A 16,764-nucleotide genomic window follows, 5' to 3' on the forward strand; every position below is an offset into this window, starting at 1 on the left:
TCTTAGCTGGAAGTGCAGCTTTGAAAGTTGTAGCACTCATGTGTAGGAAACAAGTATGAACCGCCACGATCCTACAGGATTTCACCGGGAGGAACCTTCTTTTGTTTGACAACAAGGAAACGTTCAAGAGTATTTTTAGGCGGAATCTGGTTAGCAAATTAGGCAAACCACTTGAAGAGGCTACGCAGGAAGATGTCTATCACGTACTTGGTAGCATGATCCGCGAATATGCGGGTCAGGATTGGGCGACGTCGAATCAGGGATTTAAGCAGCGCCAGGATAAACAGGTTTATTACTTCTCGCTGGAATTCCTGATTGGACGTCTGCTCGGCAACAATCTGCTGAATGTGAATGAATTGGAACTCGTTCGTGAAAGTCTGGCTGAATTGGGCTTCTCTTTGGAAGAAGTGGAGGAACAGGAGGCGGATGCAGGTCTCGGTAACGGAGGTCTGGGACGACTCGCAGCCTGTTTTCTGGATTCATTGGCATCCCTGGGTTACGCGGGACATGGGTGCGGTATTCGATATAAATATGGTTTGTTTGAGCAAAAAATTATCAACGGCAATCAGGTGGAATTACCCGATAATTGGCTTGATAAGGGTAATGAATGGGAAGTGCGCCGTCCGGAAAAAAAGGTGGAAGTGCAATTCTGGGGCCATGTTGAGGCCTATGAACAGGATGGACAGTACCAATTTGTCACAAAGGATGCCGAATCGGTTGTAGCTGTGCCTTATGATGTGCCTGTTATTGGTTATGGTCAGCCGCATGTGAACACATTGCGATTGTGGAGCGCGGAGCCCAAGCGGGGGACCTCGCTGGATACCCCCTCAAACTATTACGGATATCTGGATTACGGTCGTTCCGTAGAATCGATCTCAGAGTTCTTGTACCCGGATGATTCCCAATACGAGGGCAAGCTGCTCCGTCTGAAACAGCAATACTTTATGTGTTCTGCTGGCGTACAGAGTGCTTTGCGTACATTTAATAAACTAGAGCTCCCCTATGATCGATTGCCGGATAAGGTAGCGTTTCATATCAATGATACGCACCCAACACTGGTCATTCCCGAACTGATGCGGATTCTGATTGATGTCAAAGGATACGGATGGGATGAAGCTTGGGATATCACAACCCGCACCGTATCCTATACCAACCATACAACGTTAAGCGAGGCGCTTGAAAAGTGGCCTGTAGCCATGATCAGCAAGCTGCTGCCACGCATTTACATGATTATTGAAGAGATCAACAAACGATTCTGCGGCATGCTGCTCGAGCGTTATCCCGGAGACCCGGATCGAATTCAGCATCTGGCGATTATTGCATACGATCAGGTGCGGATGGCGAATCTGGCTATTGTGGGCAGTCATAGCGTGAATGGTGTCGCGGCATTGCATACTGAAATATTGAAAGAACGGGAAATGGCACCGTTCTATGCGCTCTATCCGGAACGCTTTAATAACAAAACCAATGGCATCACTCATCGCCGCTGGCTGATGCATGCCAACCCGAAGCTGTCAAATCTGATTACAGATACGATTGGAAGGGATTGGATTACGGAGCCGGGCAGACTGAATGAGCTGGTAGGTGCTGCGGATGATGCTTCATTCCAGCAGCAATTCCATTCCATCAAACGCCACAATAAAGAGCGGCTGGCTGCGTATATCCTGGATCATACCGGAACAGCCGTCAACCCGGACTCCATTTTTGACGTACAGGTGAAAAGGCTGCATGGCTACAAACGGCAGTTGCTCAACATTCTGCATGTCATGCATCTGTATAACCGACTCAAAAGCGACGCTTCGTTTGATATCGTGCCACGCACGTTCATTTTTGGAGCAAAGGCGGCGCCGAGTTATTATTTTGCCAAGAAAATCATCAAGCTGATTAACACGGTGGCAGATAGGGTGAATCGCGATGCGGCCGTGAAAGATCGCCTGCAGGTATTTTTCCTGGAAAACTATTCAGTCTCTCTTGCCGAGAAAATTATTCCGGCCGCAGACGTCAGCGAACAGATTTCAACTGCAGGCAAGGAAGCCTCAGGTACGGGTAACATGAAGTTCATGATGAACGGTGCGTTAACCATAGGTACAATGGATGGCGCGAATGTGGAGATGGCTGAGCAGGTCGGTCAGGACAATATGTTCATCTTTGGTCTGAGCGCAGACGAAGTAATGGATTATTACCGCTCCGGCAGTTATCGGCCGAGTGAGATTGTGCAGCAGGATGAACGGATTCGCGAGGTAGTAGAGCAACTGGTACATCCGGGAGCGTTCTGTGAGCGTGATGGTGAATTCTGGGACATCTATGATTCCTTGCTGGCTCATGGTGACGAATACTTTGTGTTACGTGACTTTGCTGGCTATGCGGATGCCCATGCTGCCATCGATTTGGCTTATCGTGATATACCGGGATGGACGCGTAAGGCTGTACTGAATACGGCTCATTCCGGTATTTTCTCCAGTGATCGCACTATCAGTGAATATGCAACAGATATCTGGGGCATTCATCCGGTGTCCGGAAACTGGAAGGGCTAGAACTCTTTTGATTGATTTATAAAACAAAATTGCCTTGTGCACAGGGATAATTTCTGCGAAGTTAACAATCCTTCAAGCGGAGATTTGTCCTTGTTGCGCAAGGTTTTTTTGCATATAGGGACATGTACAAAGGAACGATGAACGAAGGGAGAAACCGTATTTCGAGGAGAAATATGTAGGGGGATCCAAGCCTGAACAGCTGGACATAAAGATCTATATCCCTATAAAATAGACCTTACCGCTCGGCGGAAATAAAGGTCGGAGGATTTCAATATATGAATAAAGGATCGTGGCTGCGCTCCAGATGGGTCCTGGCCATTGTCGCCTGTATGGCGGCACTATATATGCTGTTCATGGGCAACTTGCTCTTCGTCAGTGGTAGAACGCCTGGCATGAACTATCAATATAATTTGGTACCCTTGGAGACAATCAAGCCGCTTCTTTTTGAAAGGTATCGATATCATACAGAATCCTGGGTGAAGAATCTGTTTGGCAATATTGTCTTGTTTATTCCGCTTGGCATATGGATACCCTGGTTATTTCGCCGATGCCGAAAGTTTTTCACATTCACAGGCACAGTCGTTGTGCTTCTGTTTGCAGTCGAGTTCACACAATTCATTACTCGTGTTGGTTCGTTTGATGTCGATGACATTATTTTAAATACGCTGGGAGCCTGGATGGGGTACATAGCGTTTACTTTACTCAAGTTCAAGTACTCACAGAGAGAGGCTCGATATTAGACTGCGATGGGCGGTTAATAGAGGGCCTTTTTTGTGTTCCGTCTTGATTCCGTGTGTTTATAAGGGGACCTTTTCGGATAAAACATATTAACGGGTAATATAGTAAGGTGTAATGTGATGAAAGCGAGGTGGGCAATATCGTCTGGTGGAAAGAGAGTGTAGTGTATCAGATTTACCCCAACAGCTTCAAAGATTCGGATGGGGATGGTCAGGGTGACTTGCAAGGCATATATGACAAACTTGATTATTTGAGTCAACTGGGTGTGGATGTCATCTGGATCTGTCCGATCTATGATTCCCCCGGACATGATAACGGGTATGACATCCGGGATTACTACGCTATTTTACGCAAGTATGGCACAATGGAGGATTTCGACCGTCTGCTCGACGAGGCACACAAGCGGGGTCTCAAGATCATGATGGATCTGGTTTTGAATCATACGTCCGATGAACATCCATGGTTTGTCGAATCACGATCATCGCTGGTGAATCCAAAACGGGATTACTACATTTGGCGTTCAGGCAAGAACGGTCAGGTTCCAAACAACTGGGAATCTTACTTCGGGGGCTCCGTATGGAAACATGATCCAGAAACGAATGAATATTATATGCATTTGTATTCCGAGCATCAGCCGGATCTCAACTGGAACAATTCACAGATGGCTGAAGAGATGTATGAGATGGTACATTGGTGGCTGCAAAAAGGTGTTGATGGTTTCCGACTCGATGCGGTAGCGCATATCGCCAAGGCGGAGGGGCTGCCGAGTGCTCACAATCCGGACAATTTGCCTGTCGTTCCGGCGTACCAGCTTTTTTCCAACCTGGAGCAGGTACATTCCATCCTGAGCAAACTGAACAATTTGATCCTGAAGCCATATGGTCCAATGACGGTTGGAGAGACTTCAGGACTTGGCCCCGAGCAGGCGCTGGCCTATGTTGGGACAGATCGGAATGAGCTGAACATGGTGTTCCAGTTTGAGCATATGTTTGTGGATGCCAAATCCGCTGGAATCGGCAAATGGAACTATCGGGAGTGGAAGCTTCCTGAGCTGAAAGAAATCATGAGCCGCTGGCAAACCGTGCTGCATGGCAGGGGCTGGAATGCCAACTATATGGGCAATCATGATCAACCGCGTCCGGTATCCCGCTTCGGTGATGATGGCAAGTACAGAGTTCGCTCTGCCCAGATGCTGGCTACCTGGATGCTCACCCTGGAAGGCACACCGTACATTTACCAAGGGGAAGAGATTGGCATGACCAATGTTGCTTTTCCTAATATTGAGGATTATCGGGATATTGAGACGATGAATTATTATCGACAGCACATTGGTCAGGGGCGTTCAAAACCTGAAGTGATGCAGGCGATTTGGCGTAAGAGTCGTGATAATGCCCGTACGCCGATGCAGTGGGATGATACGAAACATGCAGGATTTACCGAGGGTGAGCCTTGGATTCAGGTGAACGAGAATTATACTGAGATTAATGTGGCTGATGCCGAACGTGATCCCCAGTCCATTCTGCATTATTACCGCAAACTGATTGCACTTCGCAAACAACATAAAGTACTCATCTACGGGGCCTATGAGCTGCTTTTGCCGGATGATCCTGACATCTATGTTTATACCCGTACGTTGGACGATGAACAAATGCTGGTTATAATGAACTTTCGTGAGCATGAGCCCGAGATGCAATGGCCGGAAGGATGGAGCTCGAAACAGGCCAAGCTGCTCATTAGCAACGTAAGCAAACGTTATTCCACTGATGAGGGCGCAATTCTTCTTCAGCCTTATGAAGCAAGGGTTTATCAAATGCGTCAGTAAGAGCGTTATTTTTGCTTTGGTAAAGAGATTTGAATTATAATATAGGTTGAAAATGAAAATAATGCATAGGTCAGGAGGATGCCAATTTGCTGAATATTACCTACCATGGTCACTCTAGTGTACAACTGGGCACAGAAAATAAATCTTTGATTATTGATCCTTTTCTTCGTGGGAATGAACTTGCTGTCACCAAACCGGAAGACATTAAGACGGATGCCGTTTTACTGACACATGCACATATGGATCACATTTTGGATGCTGAACCCATTGCCAAGGTCAATCATGCCAAGGTGGTCGCTATTGTGGAACTGGCTACATATATGTCATGGAAGGGGCTGGATACCCTTGGCATGAACATGGGTGGAACGGTAGATCTTGGCTTTGCCCAAGCCAAAATGATCCAGGCTTTCCATACGTCCGGGATCGTGCTGGAAGAGGAGCAACGGATCATGTACGCAGGTTTGCCAGCAGGATATATCATTCACATTGGCGGTAAAACCATTTTGCATGCCGGAGATACGAGCCTGTTCGGTGATATGAAAATGATCGGTGATCGCCATGATATCGATGTAGCTTTCCTGCCTATTGGCGGTCATTACACCATGGGGCCGGAAGATGCTCTGCAAGCGGCGGAATGGTTCAATGCCAAGCTGACGATCCCCGTTCATTATGATACATTCCCGATGATTCGTCAGGACGCCGAGAAGTTTGTGGAGCAGCTTGCTTCCAAAGGACTGGAGGGTCGTGTACTGGCACCGGGAGAGTCTCTTACGCTATAATGTTCTCTTAACCATTGTTTAATCACAAAAGCAATGTGAAGCTAAAGACGAATACCACGTCAATATAACTGACGTGGTATTCGTCTTTTTGCGGTTTTAAGTTCAATTTTGAACCACCCAGTTGGTAAAAATGACAAAAAATTTCGCAATGCCTTTGTTGAAGCTCAGCTCGGAGCGGATCGATTCATGGATACCATGCGTGCGTGTATTCACCAATCTGACGGGCAAACTGTGTTGCGACATGTGTAGTGGCCTAATGGGAAGGGCTGCTGGACCAAACAAGATCAACCATAGAAATTAAACCGTCTGTTCTTCCGAATCAACGTATCGGGTGTCAGGCGGTTTTTTTCGTCCAAGCTACTTCTATCATGGAGTTATCGAACGCATAAATTGAAAAAAGTGTTACAGAGGTGGCACTTATGGGGAATGTGTAGAAGAGGTAAATTATAGTCATATTGAAGTTTCAACTTGTATATACATGTTTAGTTATGTAATATAGAAATGAAGTTAGTTCGAGATTACCACTTAGGCAATACAATTTATTGGAGGCGTTAACATGAGTTCTACGAATACAACTTCCTCATCGTGGTGGAGAACCTCCACGGTGTATCAGGTATATCCCAAGAGCTTCAATGATACGACCGGTTCGGGCACCGGAGATATCCGAGGTTTGACCGAAAAGCTGGACTACTTGCAGCATCTGGGTATTGATATTGTTTGGCTGCAGCCAGTATATGTATCGCCGCAGCATGATAATGGATATGACGTTGCGGACTATTATCGGATTAATCCTGATTTTGGAACCATGGAGGATTTTGACGAATTGCTCAAAGGGCTAAAGGCTCGTGGTATGAAGCTGATGATTGATGTCGTGGTGAATCACTCGTCTATTGATCATGAGTGGTTCCAGCAATCTCGCTCTTCCAAGGATAATCCGTATCGTGATTATTATATTTGGAGAGATCCTGCTCCAGATGGCGGTGTGCCGAATAACTGGCAGTCCAAGTTTGGTGGACCGGCATGGCAGTATGATGAGCAGACAGGGCAGTACTTTCTGACGCTGTTTGACAAGACGCAAGCCGATCTGAATTGGGAGAACGAGCAGGTGCGCAAGGAAATACGTGACATGATCAAGTTCTGGGCGGAAAAAGGTGTCGACGGTTTCCGTATGGACGTCATTAATCTGATCTCGAAGGATCAGCGCTTTCCGGACGATGATGGCAGTGTGTTACCCGGTGATGGACGCAAGTTCTACACCGACGGACCACGTGTGCATGAGTACATTACCGAGATGTATGAAGAGGTCTTTGGGCCACATAATATGGTAACCGTAGGGGAGATGTCCTCCACGACGCTGGAGCATTGCATCCGATACTCCAATCCTGCCTCCCGCGAATTCTCAATGACCTTCAACTTTCATCATCTGAAAGTGGATTATCCGAACGGACAGAAATGGGAACTGATGCCATATGATTTTGAAGCGCTGAAACAGCTGTTCAGCCAGTGGCAGACAGGTATGCAGGCAGGTGGAGGCTGGAACGCCCTGTTCCTGAACAACCATGATCAGCCGCGGGCATTATCCCGTTTTGCGGATGATGGAGATTACCGTACCGAGAGTGCCAAAATGCTGGCAACTACGATCCATGGCATGCAAGGCACACCTTACGTTTATCAGGGCGAAGAGATTGGGATGCCTAATCCGGTCTGGAACGATGTAAGCGAATTCCGCGACATTGAGTCGACGAATATGTATCGGTTGCTCCAGGAAGAGCGAGGCAAATCCGCCGAGGAAGCATTCCGTATTGTAAAGGAACGCTCCCGTGACAATTCCCGCACACCCATGCAATGGGATGGAAGTGAAAATGCCGGATTTACAACGGGTACGCCTTGGATCAAAGTGGATGAACGTTATCCGTCGATTCATGTGGCCCAGCAGCTGGCTGACCCGGATTCGATCTACTATCATTACCGCAAACTGATTGCACTTCGCAAACAGCTTAAAGTGCTGACGGACGGACTATATGAACGTCTGGACGACGCACATCCGGATGTATTTGCTTATGCGCGGTCGAATGGAAGCGAAACGCTGCTTGTCGTTTCCAACTTCAGCAAGAGAGACGTGACGTTTACTCTTCCAGGTGCTGTATGGAATGACCACATTGCTGGCAAATCAGCAGATTTGCTGGTAGCCAATACGAAGGCAACGCCTGCTCTGGATCAAGAAATATCCCTTAGCCCGTATGCATCCTATATGTGGCTTATACCGCAACAGGACTAATTCACATTATATAAGTGGGAAGTGAAAATATGGCGATCGATAAAAAACAGGTTGAGGAAATTGTACGCGCGGTCGGCGGCAAAGAAAACATTGAAGCTGCAACGCATTGTGTGACACGCCTACGGTTTGCCTTGTACGACGAGAGCAAAGTGGATGCGCAAAGTCTGGATCAGAACGATCTGGTTAAAGGACAGTTCTCCTCCCAGGGACAATTCCAGGTGGTCATCGGACCTGGACTTGTAGACAAAGTCTATGATGAGATGATTGAGATCACTGGAGGTGACCGCGCTTCCAAGGATGACGTAAAAGCAGTGGCTGGTAAAAAGCAAAATCCAATCCAGCGAGCGATCAAGACACTCTCGGATATCTTTATCCCTATTCTGCCAGCCATCATCACGGCCGGTCTCTTGCTAGGTATTAATAACATCCTGACGGGTCCAGGCATATTCTTTGATGGAAAATCACTGGTGGATGTCTATCCGGCATGGAAGGACCTCGCATCCATTATCAATACGATTGCGAGTACCGCCTTTACCTTCCTGCCTGCGTTAATTGGTTGGGCTGCTGTAACCCGGTTCGGCGGCAGTCCGCTGCTCGGGATTGTGCTCGGTCTTATTCTGGTTCATCCAGATCTGCTGAGTGCCTATGGTTACGCCAACGCAGTCAACGAAGGAACTGTGCCTACGTGGAATCTGTTCGGCTGGCATATTGAGAAGATCGGTTATCAGGGGCAAGTTTTGCCGGTACTGGTATCAGCCTATCTGCTCGCCAAGCTGGAGATTTTCCTGAACAAAAGGGTGCATGATTCGATCAAACTGCTGGTTGTTGCACCTGTCACGTTATTGATTACCGGATTCCTGGCTTTTACGATCATTGGTCCGGTGACATTTGCCATTGCGAATGGAATTACATCCGGCTTGATCTATATCTATGATTCATACGCTGCTCTGGGCGGTCTGATCTACGGTGGACTATACGCATTGCTTGTTATTACAGGAATGCATCATACGTTCCTGGCGGTAGACGTACAGCTGATTGGTAGTCAGGGCGGAACATTCCTGTGGCCGATGCTGGCACTGTCCAATATCGCTCAAGGTTCTGCCGCCCTTGCCATGATGCTCGTGCTGCGTGAGAAGAAGATGAGAGGACTTGCGGCAACTTCATCCGTCTCGGCCTTCCTCGGAGTAACGGAGCCGGCCATCTTCGGGGTGAATATCCGTTATCGTTATCCGTTTATCTTCGGTATGGTTGGTTCTGCCATCGGCGGTGTGCTACTGACCATGAACAATGTGCAGGCAACCTCCATCGGTGTAGGCGGGGTACCTGGGTTCCTGTCCATCTTCCCGAACAAATGGGGAGTGTTCTTCATCGGTATGGCGATTGTATTGATTGTACCTTTCGTGCTGACAGTTATTTTTGGTAAAGCAAAATTGAAAAAAGAAGACCGAAGCGCAGATCGCACAGTTGTCACTGGAGGCCACTCGGCAGCAAACGAATCTGACGCAGACACTACTGCGGCAGCTGATGCAGATCTGAATCAGCGCTCGCGCAGCGCAGCTCAGGTGGGAAATGACCCTATTAACACGCTGGAAGTATTGGCACCATTAACAGGTACAGCGGTTCCGCTGGAACAGGTGCCTGATCCGGCGTTTGCAGAGAAGCAAATGGGAGAAGGGGTTGCCATTGAACCTTCGGGCAATCAGGTTATGGCCCCGTTTGATGCCCAAGTAGCCCATGTGATTAAGAGCAAACATGCTGTCATTCTTGAACACGCGAGTGGCTTGCAGATTCTGATTCATGTTGGAATCAATACGGTTTCACTCAAAGGCGAAGGCTTCAACATGTTTGTGGAAGCTGGAGATAAGGTAAGAGCCGGGCAAACGCTGCTTGAATTCGACCGCAAAGTCATTGAAGCTGCGGGATATCCGCTTATTACGCCAATTATCATTCCGGACGGTCAGGATATGGTTGATCGGGTAGAGGTCACGACAGGTGATGTTACATCCAATCAGAACGGTGTGCTTAAGGTTCATTTGAAAGGCTAGGTATAAAAGTAAAGGAATTCATGTGGGGCTGCGATCATCGCAGCTCCTTTTTCATGCCGAAACCGGGATAAGCTGAAGGCATATCCCACTTGTAAGGGTGACTCTATATGCAGTTCGTTTTTTTCGTTAGTATCATGGTAAAATGTACAATAGAAGAATCTACAGAGGCTTATTTCACAGCAATCGGAAAGCAGCATCAGGTCCAGGCATGTTCGGCTGGAGATGTTCATATGGTTCAAAAGAGAGTTCCTAGTCGAAGGACGGAGGAGGAGAGCCATGACTCGTGTTGCGGTGATGGTCATTCATGGTCTGGGTATGCAAAAGGAAGATTATGCCGATACGCTCATTTCTCGTTTGCATAAGGAATTCGATCAGGTTATGGTGTGGCCGGGAGCAGCCAAGCAGGTGCTGGATATCGAGCCGGTATATTGGGCTGACGTATTTGAGGAGCGCGAAGAGGCACTGTTTCAGCAGCTGGTCAGCTCTCAGGGATTAAATTATCAGGTGCTGCGACGTTTTGTTATCCATTATCTGGCGGACGCCGTGGCTTATCAGCCCGTGGAACATCAGGGCCATAACTACGATGCAGTTCATCGTACACTGAACCGTGCGATGCATGCACTTGCACAACGGAACGGGCCGGAAGCTCCGCTCTGCATCATTGCTCACAGCCTTGGCGCGGTGATTGCAAGTAATTTTTTCTATGATCTGCAATATCCGTCCAGTCGCATACCCTCCATCGTGGATGTTACGTCCGCCTTGGAACGGGGGGATACCTTAACGAACTTTTATTCCTTTGGTACGACGTTGCCGCTGTGGAGCTTGCGTTATCACGACTTCAGTCGTCCGATTCAGGTCCCTTCGCCACTGGCAGGGCAGTATTTCCCTGGGCTGGAAGGGGAATGGGTTAACTTTTATGATCGGGATGATATTCTGGGTTACCCGCTGCGTCCCATTGATCCGGCATATGAGGCGGCGGTCAAGGAAGACATGGAAATTAACTCCGGTGGGTTGATCGGGAGCTGGAATCCGTTAAGCCATGGGGGTTATTTCTCGAATGGAACCATGAATCGGAGAATTGCACAGGGATTGGCTCGAACGTGGACGTGGGTGAATCGTGATTTATACTAAATGTTATATGTGGGGAGGAGGATTATCATTATGGAATGCAGGACAGGCTGTGCCGCATGTTGTATCGCGATTTCCATCTCATCGCCCATACCAGGCATGCCTGAGGGAAAGCCCGCAGGTGTGCGCTGTGTACAGCTGACGGAAGACAATCGCTGCGGAATTTTTGGTCAGAAGGAGCGTCCGGCGGTATGCAGCGGATTGCAGGCTTCGGAGGAGATGTGCGGCAGTACGGACCAGGAGGCCTTTGAACGATTAAGCTGGCTGGAGCAGGAGACTGCACCAAGTTCAGCGTAACAGATCGTGTTGGGTTAAAAGATAATTATACTGCATATGGAAGGTGATTGAAGTGAGAAAGGGGAGGTTGTGGATGATGGGACTTGCCAAACGGTTTGTCACGGTGGTCGTGAATATGGTTGGGGAGTTATGGATGGGATTCTACAGGCGAAACTCGGACTTCTACGATAAGCAGACAACAGGGTCAAAGGGCAAACTGGGGTATTTTTCATTTATTATAGCGGCTGCTGCTGTAACCGTAGGCATCGTAAGCTGGATGTACAGTCGGATGTATTCATAATTCAAGCCAGAACATAGAAGAGAGTATCCGCAGTGTGAAAATCAGGCGGATACTCTCTTTGCTGAGTTCATCTACTTCACTTATCTGTTCGCCACGAGAACACGGGCAGAAGGCTTCGGTTCTTTGAACATCATATAGTACATCAGAGATGATATCACGTAAAGGCTGCCTGTGATGCTGAAGGTGACTGCATAACCCCAATACGTGCCATAAGTGGTCACAAGGTAAGATTGTACAGGGCCCATGGTAGCCCATCCAATCATAAAGGCGGTCTGCATTAGTGAATTGGCGATTCCACGACGTTTGTCCGATACTCGGTCCACCAGAATGGCGGATTGAACCGGATTGGCTGCATTCATCAAGGCTTGCCTGAACAGGAAACTCACCGAAGCGATGAGCAGCATATTCGTGAAGCCGGTTAACAGCAGGAAGGGCAGGGACATGACCTGGAAAATGACAACTGCCCGAACACTTCCCACCTTGGCCGCGAGTGTTGGTCCGATCAGCATCGATACAATGGTCATGATCTGACCCAATGAAATCAGCAGACTCATGGCGCTCAAGGATACCGAAAATCGGTTGGTAAAGTACAGATTCAGATAAGGGACAACCAGACCCGAACCAAATCCGATTAATAATTGGGTCACTACAAATTGACCGATCAATCGGGAATCTTTCTTTTGACTGTAGGTGTCGTTCTTTCTGCCTTGTTCCGGGGAGTGATTGACCCCCTGTTCGCCGTCTGTTGCTGATGCCGCAGATTTAGAAGCGGATGGCACCGGAGTATCAACTTGAGGTGCCTTCTTATCCTCGGACACAAACAACATCGGGATAAATGCGACAAGTGTAGCAGCGCCGCCCACGAACAATACGGTCTGCAGCCCTGTGACTTGGGCAAGGCCTGCTGTATGAAGCAGGTCTGCAAACACTCCGCCACCCAAGCTGCCAAGTACCTGAGAAGCAAGCACGAGGGAGGAGTAATAGCTGAACATCTTTAGCCGGTGACTTTTCTTCACATTCTCAGCGAGGAACGGAATGGCCAGCACCTGAAATACACCAGCGAAAAGTCCTGAAAATACAGCGAACCAGATCAGTCCGCTGGCAGAATAATCGAAAGAACGGCCAATCAGGAAGATCCCACTGAACAACGCGCCGGTAATCAGCAGTCGCTTGCGACTGAAGAAATCACCGCAAAGTCCAATGGGAACAAACATAATCGCTGTCGCTAATGATTGAATACTTACAATCTGGCCGTTCATTGTATCATTATAGCCCAGACCCTGAATGTACAGATTGTACAAGACAGAGAACATGCCATTTCCGATCTGATACAAGATGCTTGCCAGAAAAAACAATTGAATATTGCGGGACCAGCCCCGAATTTCAGCATGAATCTGTTGTAGAAGTCTCAAGTGGTTTCCCCCAGTCTGCCTGTACAGTAATTTTAGTTTAACAGGAATGGGGGATTTGCGGAAGAATTGACCACTGTTTATTTTGTGGCGGGGGTTTCCAGCACTCGGGCAATCACGAATCCGTCGTAGCCTTTACTGCCTACAGTTTGCAGTGCCGTAGCTTCAAGGCGAGGATTGTCAGCAATTAATTTCAAGAAAGAGCGAACGCCTTGAACCCTGGAGTCTGTGCTTTCTTTATTTATAACTTCACCGTCCCTGACGATGTTGTCACCAATAATAAGACTTCCCGGACGAGCCAGACGAAGTGCCCATCTCAGATAATCAGGATTACTCGGTTTGTCTGCATCGATGAAGATAAAATCAAAGGGTTCCCTGTACTCTTTCTGAACGTCGGGAAGGGTGGTCAATGCAGGGCCAACTCGAAGATCAACCTTGTGAATTAGTCCTGCACGCGTAAGGTTGGTTCGTGCCATGTCTGCATGATGTGGTTCAGCCTCCAACGTGACGATATGTCCATGTTCGGGAAGGGCTCTAGCCATCCAGATTGTGCTGTATCCGCCAAGCGTACCGATTTCCAGCACACGTGTTGCGCCCTGTATTTGAAGCAGGAGTTGCAGCAGTCTCCCTTGATTAGCTGCAACATCATGAGCAGGCAAACCGGCCTCGGCATTGGTACGCAGAGTTTGCTCCAGCAGGGAGTCGGAGGGAATCAGCAGATCATTCAGGTAATCGTCAACTTGACTCCAGGTATGTTGGTTAGAAGCATTTACACTTTTCATAGTCACATGTTCCTTTCCAATTGCATGTATTGGATTTCATGCTTCAACTATAAGATGAACAAATATATAAATAAAATATATATTATGTATGTTAATATAACTTTAGATTATGTATTTGTGATATGAAGGAGGCGTAACGGGTGAATTTGCACGGATTACGATTGTTTCATGCCATTGTGAGATATGGAGGAGTCACGCGTGCAGCAGAGGAACTCAACATTAGTCAGCCTGCGGTATCCTCCCAGGTGAAGAAATTTGAACGTGAACTGGGCATTCCATTATTCGCTGCGGAGGGCAGGAGACTGGTTTTAACGGATGCTGGGGTACAGTTAACGGGCTATGCGGAACGTTTGTTCATGCTGGAGCAGGATGTCGAGAACTTTGTGCAGGATTTTCGGGCGGGCAAAAAAGGACTGATTCGTCTTACTGCAACCTATTTGCCCTCGAATTTTTTGCTGCCTGGGTGGATTGCCCGTTTCAAGCAAATGCATGAGGATGTGGAACTGGTCGTGAGCACAACCAACACCCGGATGGCTTTTGACCAGTTGCTGCGTTATGAGGCAGAGATCGCAGTTTATGGTGGAAGTGGAATAACACATCAGGGCGTCCATTGGGACGAATTGTTTGAAGATGAAATGTGGTTTGTGGTCCATCCCGATCATCCTTATGCGGGAAAGGAGATTGAGCTGCATGAGATGGTTGCGGAGCCCTTCATTATGCGCGAAGAAGGCAGCGCTACACGTGAGCGTCTGGTCTCTCTTTGCACAACCAATAACCTGGCTGCTCCCCGCATTGCACTTCAGTTCAATGGGCTGAATGAGACGATCAGTGCGGTGAAAGCAGGTTATGGGGCGAACTTTATTTCTTCTCTGGTCGTGAAGGAAGATGTACAGCAAGGCAGGCTTGCACGAGTATTCGTTCGAGGTGTACAGCTGAAAAACACGGTTGCTGTATGTACACGAGCAGGGGAAGTATTGTCTCCTGCCGCACAGCATCTGGTCGAACTTATCAGACAGGAAGCATCATTGATCAGATAATTTAGTTTAATTTTAATAGGACTAGCTCCCCGTGTTGTTCGTCCCTTCTCTGGCTGCTCCCCAGGAGTATAATCGGGCGTACAGGGTTACTGCACCTATGATCAGGACAGGTATCCAGACTGCCATCATTGGCACATGATGGAACAGCAGTGCAGCTAGAATAACGCCGGTCAGATAGATCACAACAGCACCTGCACGGAGGTAGGCATCTGCTGACAGCTCTTTGGCCAGCGAGCGGATTTTGGCGTGACGCAGTCGCTGTAGGATGCTAACGGCATCCTCAACCACGGCCGCCAGATTATTAGTGAGCACGGTTGTTGATATGCCGGCAATACCTATTCTGCGTGCGGCTGTCGTCTGCATCCCCATGGCTGCGGCCAGCATGGCAATTAGCAAATAGGATAATTGTTCCGAATATGGACTGATCATGGCAATGGCAAAGAGCAGAAGCAATATGCTTTCTACAGTGAACACGGTTGTGACCCGGGAAGACCAGCCATTTTTCGTTTGCACATGACCAATCATGTGTGCCGCGATCGCATTTCCGGCAATAAAACCAATGAGGGCAAGGAGCGAACGCAGAACGACAAATTGCTGGGCACGGGCAACCGCAATTCCCAGCAACACAATATTGCCCGTCATATTGGCTGTAAGCACATGTCCGAGTCCAAGATATCCGATCACATCGACCATACCGGCAGACATACAGAGCAGCAGCATGGCATATTTTTGGAGGGTGTATTGGTTCATAATGATCTGTCCTTTCAAAAAAAGTAACCCCTCAAGTATACAGCCATAACGCTAGTTCCTTCAAAATGAAGTTCATGTGGAATATGAACTTCATTATAGTAGAACTTTGTTCAATTCACCCAAGTCTGAACTAAGGTCCGGCGAGCCAGTCAAACATATTGTCCACTGCTGCCCTATGCATCCTCTCATGAAAACGATGATCCTGTCCTCCATAAGCGTGAAACGTTACGTTAGCGCCTCTGCGCTTCAACCAATGGTACATCCGGGTTCCATGACTGTAATCCACCTGCGTGTCAGACGTGCCGTGCATGATCAGCACCGGGCAGCGAAGTTTATGTGCACTCGACAGGGGGGAACGTGCAAGATAAGCTTCGGGAACTGCATGTGGGGAACCACCGAGCACTCGTTTCAATGTGCGTCTCAGGTCAGTTCGTTCATGATAGGTGCGCTCCACATCGGCGACACCGCTCCAAAGCACGAGCTTATGCACTTGGTCCGGCCCCTCATTGTAGGTGGTTGCTGTATGTACGGCATTAATAGCTCCTCGGGAGAATCCCATTAGAGATATCCGTGTTGGATCGGCAAAAGGCCACCCTTGCACAAGCCGATAAGCGGCATGCACATCCTCGGCATCACTTCCTCCGTACTCGTCACGTCCTTCACCGCCCTCGTTGCCACGATAGGATGGAGCGAACACGATATAACCCTTCTGGACAAATTGCTCAAGCCAAGCCGTATTTACCCCTCCATAGTTACCCAGTCCGCCTCGGCAATAGATCAGAACAGGCCATCGTCTATGACGATCGCCCACTGTTTGTTTCGTTACAGCAGGATAACGGCTTGCGAGCAGTTGCAGCTGCATGCGTTCTGACAAGAAAGGCGAGT

14 protein-coding genes are annotated in these 16,764 nt (G+C 48.3%); 10 read left to right on the forward strand and 4 right to left on the reverse strand.

Features of this window, described 5'->3' with window-relative positions:
- The first annotated feature begins 101 nt into the window (after positions 1–101).
- From JNUCC31_RS28630 to JNUCC31_RS28670, 9 genes are all read left to right on the forward strand, one after another.
- Positions 102–2,534 (forward strand): glycogen/starch/alpha-glucan phosphorylase, encoded by a 2,433-nt coding sequence (locus JNUCC31_RS28630; RefSeq protein ID WP_192266722.1) that lies wholly within the window; start codon positions 102–104, stop codon positions 2,532–2,534.
- 275 nt (positions 2,535–2,809) lie between these two features.
- Positions 2,810–3,274, forward strand: a complete 465-nt coding sequence (locus JNUCC31_RS28635) for a VanZ family protein (protein ID WP_192266723.1) — start codon at positions 2,810–2,812, stop codon at positions 3,272–3,274.
- A gap of 128 nt (positions 3,275–3,402) precedes the next feature.
- Positions 3,403–5,094, forward strand: a complete 1,692-nt coding sequence (locus JNUCC31_RS28640) for a glycoside hydrolase family 13 protein (protein ID WP_192266724.1) — start codon at positions 3,403–3,405, stop codon at positions 5,092–5,094.
- Between the two features lie 86 nt (positions 5,095–5,180).
- Positions 5,181–5,873 carry a metal-dependent hydrolase gene (locus tag JNUCC31_RS28645; protein ID WP_192266725.1) on the forward strand — a complete coding sequence of 231 codons (693 nt, stop codon included), beginning with the start codon at positions 5,181–5,183 and terminating at the stop codon, positions 5,871–5,873.
- Between the two features lie 556 nt (positions 5,874–6,429).
- The gene (gene treC / locus JNUCC31_RS28650) at positions 6,430–8,151 is read left to right on the forward strand and encodes an alpha,alpha-phosphotrehalase (protein ID WP_192266726.1); all 1,722 of its coding nucleotides are present in this window, start codon (positions 6,430–6,432) and stop codon (positions 8,149–8,151) included.
- Positions 8,152–8,180: 29 nt separating this feature from the next.
- Positions 8,181–10,196 (forward strand): PTS system trehalose-specific EIIBC component, encoded by a 2,016-nt coding sequence (gene treP / locus JNUCC31_RS28655; protein ID WP_192266727.1) that lies wholly within the window; start codon positions 8,181–8,183, stop codon positions 10,194–10,196.
- A 276-nt stretch (positions 10,197–10,472) separates the two neighbouring features.
- Positions 10,473–11,327 carry a chemotaxis protein gene (locus JNUCC31_RS28660; protein WP_192266728.1) on the forward strand — a complete coding sequence of 285 codons (855 nt, stop codon included), beginning with the start codon at positions 10,473–10,475 and terminating at the stop codon, positions 11,325–11,327.
- Positions 11,328–11,357: 30 nt separating this feature from the next.
- Positions 11,358–11,621: a YkgJ family cysteine cluster protein gene (locus JNUCC31_RS28665; RefSeq protein ID WP_192266729.1), complete on the forward strand. Its 264-nt coding sequence runs from the start codon at positions 11,358–11,360 to the stop codon at positions 11,619–11,621.
- A gap of 73 nt (positions 11,622–11,694) precedes the next feature.
- Positions 11,695–11,901, forward strand: coding sequence for a hypothetical protein (locus JNUCC31_RS28670; protein WP_192266730.1), 207 nt, complete (start codon positions 11,695–11,697; stop codon positions 11,899–11,901).
- An 80-nt stretch (positions 11,902–11,981) separates the two neighbouring features.
- On the opposite strand, the gene JNUCC31_RS28675 is transcribed toward JNUCC31_RS28670, so the two are convergent.
- On the reverse strand, positions 11,982–13,313 hold the full coding sequence (locus JNUCC31_RS28675) for an MFS transporter (protein WP_192266731.1): 1,332 nt from the start codon (positions 13,311–13,313) through the stop codon (positions 11,982–11,984).
- A 77-nt stretch (positions 13,314–13,390) separates the two neighbouring features.
- Positions 13,391–14,092 (reverse strand): O-methyltransferase, encoded by a 702-nt coding sequence (locus JNUCC31_RS28680; RefSeq protein ID WP_192266732.1) that lies wholly within the window; start codon positions 14,090–14,092, stop codon positions 13,391–13,393.
- Positions 14,093–14,232: 140 nt separating this feature from the next.
- Here JNUCC31_RS28680 and JNUCC31_RS28685 point away from each other — a divergent pair, with 140 nt between their 5' ends.
- Positions 14,233–15,129 (forward strand): LysR family transcriptional regulator, encoded by an 897-nt coding sequence (locus JNUCC31_RS28685; protein ID WP_192266733.1) that lies wholly within the window; start codon positions 14,233–14,235, stop codon positions 15,127–15,129.
- Between the two features lie 21 nt (positions 15,130–15,150).
- Here the strand turns inward: JNUCC31_RS28685 and JNUCC31_RS28690 are convergent, their stop codons facing one another.
- Complete coding sequence (locus tag JNUCC31_RS28690) at positions 15,151–15,897, reverse strand: YoaK family protein (RefSeq protein WP_228469290.1); 747 nt, start codon at positions 15,895–15,897, stop codon at positions 15,151–15,153.
- Positions 15,898–16,009: 112 nt separating this feature from the next.
- Positions 16,010–16,753 (reverse strand): alpha/beta hydrolase family protein, encoded by a 744-nt coding sequence (locus JNUCC31_RS28695; RefSeq protein WP_228469291.1) that lies wholly within the window; start codon positions 16,751–16,753, stop codon positions 16,010–16,012.
- Positions 16,754–16,764 lie beyond the last annotated feature (11 nt).

It is taken from the genome of Paenibacillus sp. JNUCC-31 (assembly GCF_014844075.1).
In the GTDB taxonomy this organism is placed as follows: Bacteria; Bacillota; Bacilli; order Paenibacillales; family Paenibacillaceae; genus Paenibacillus.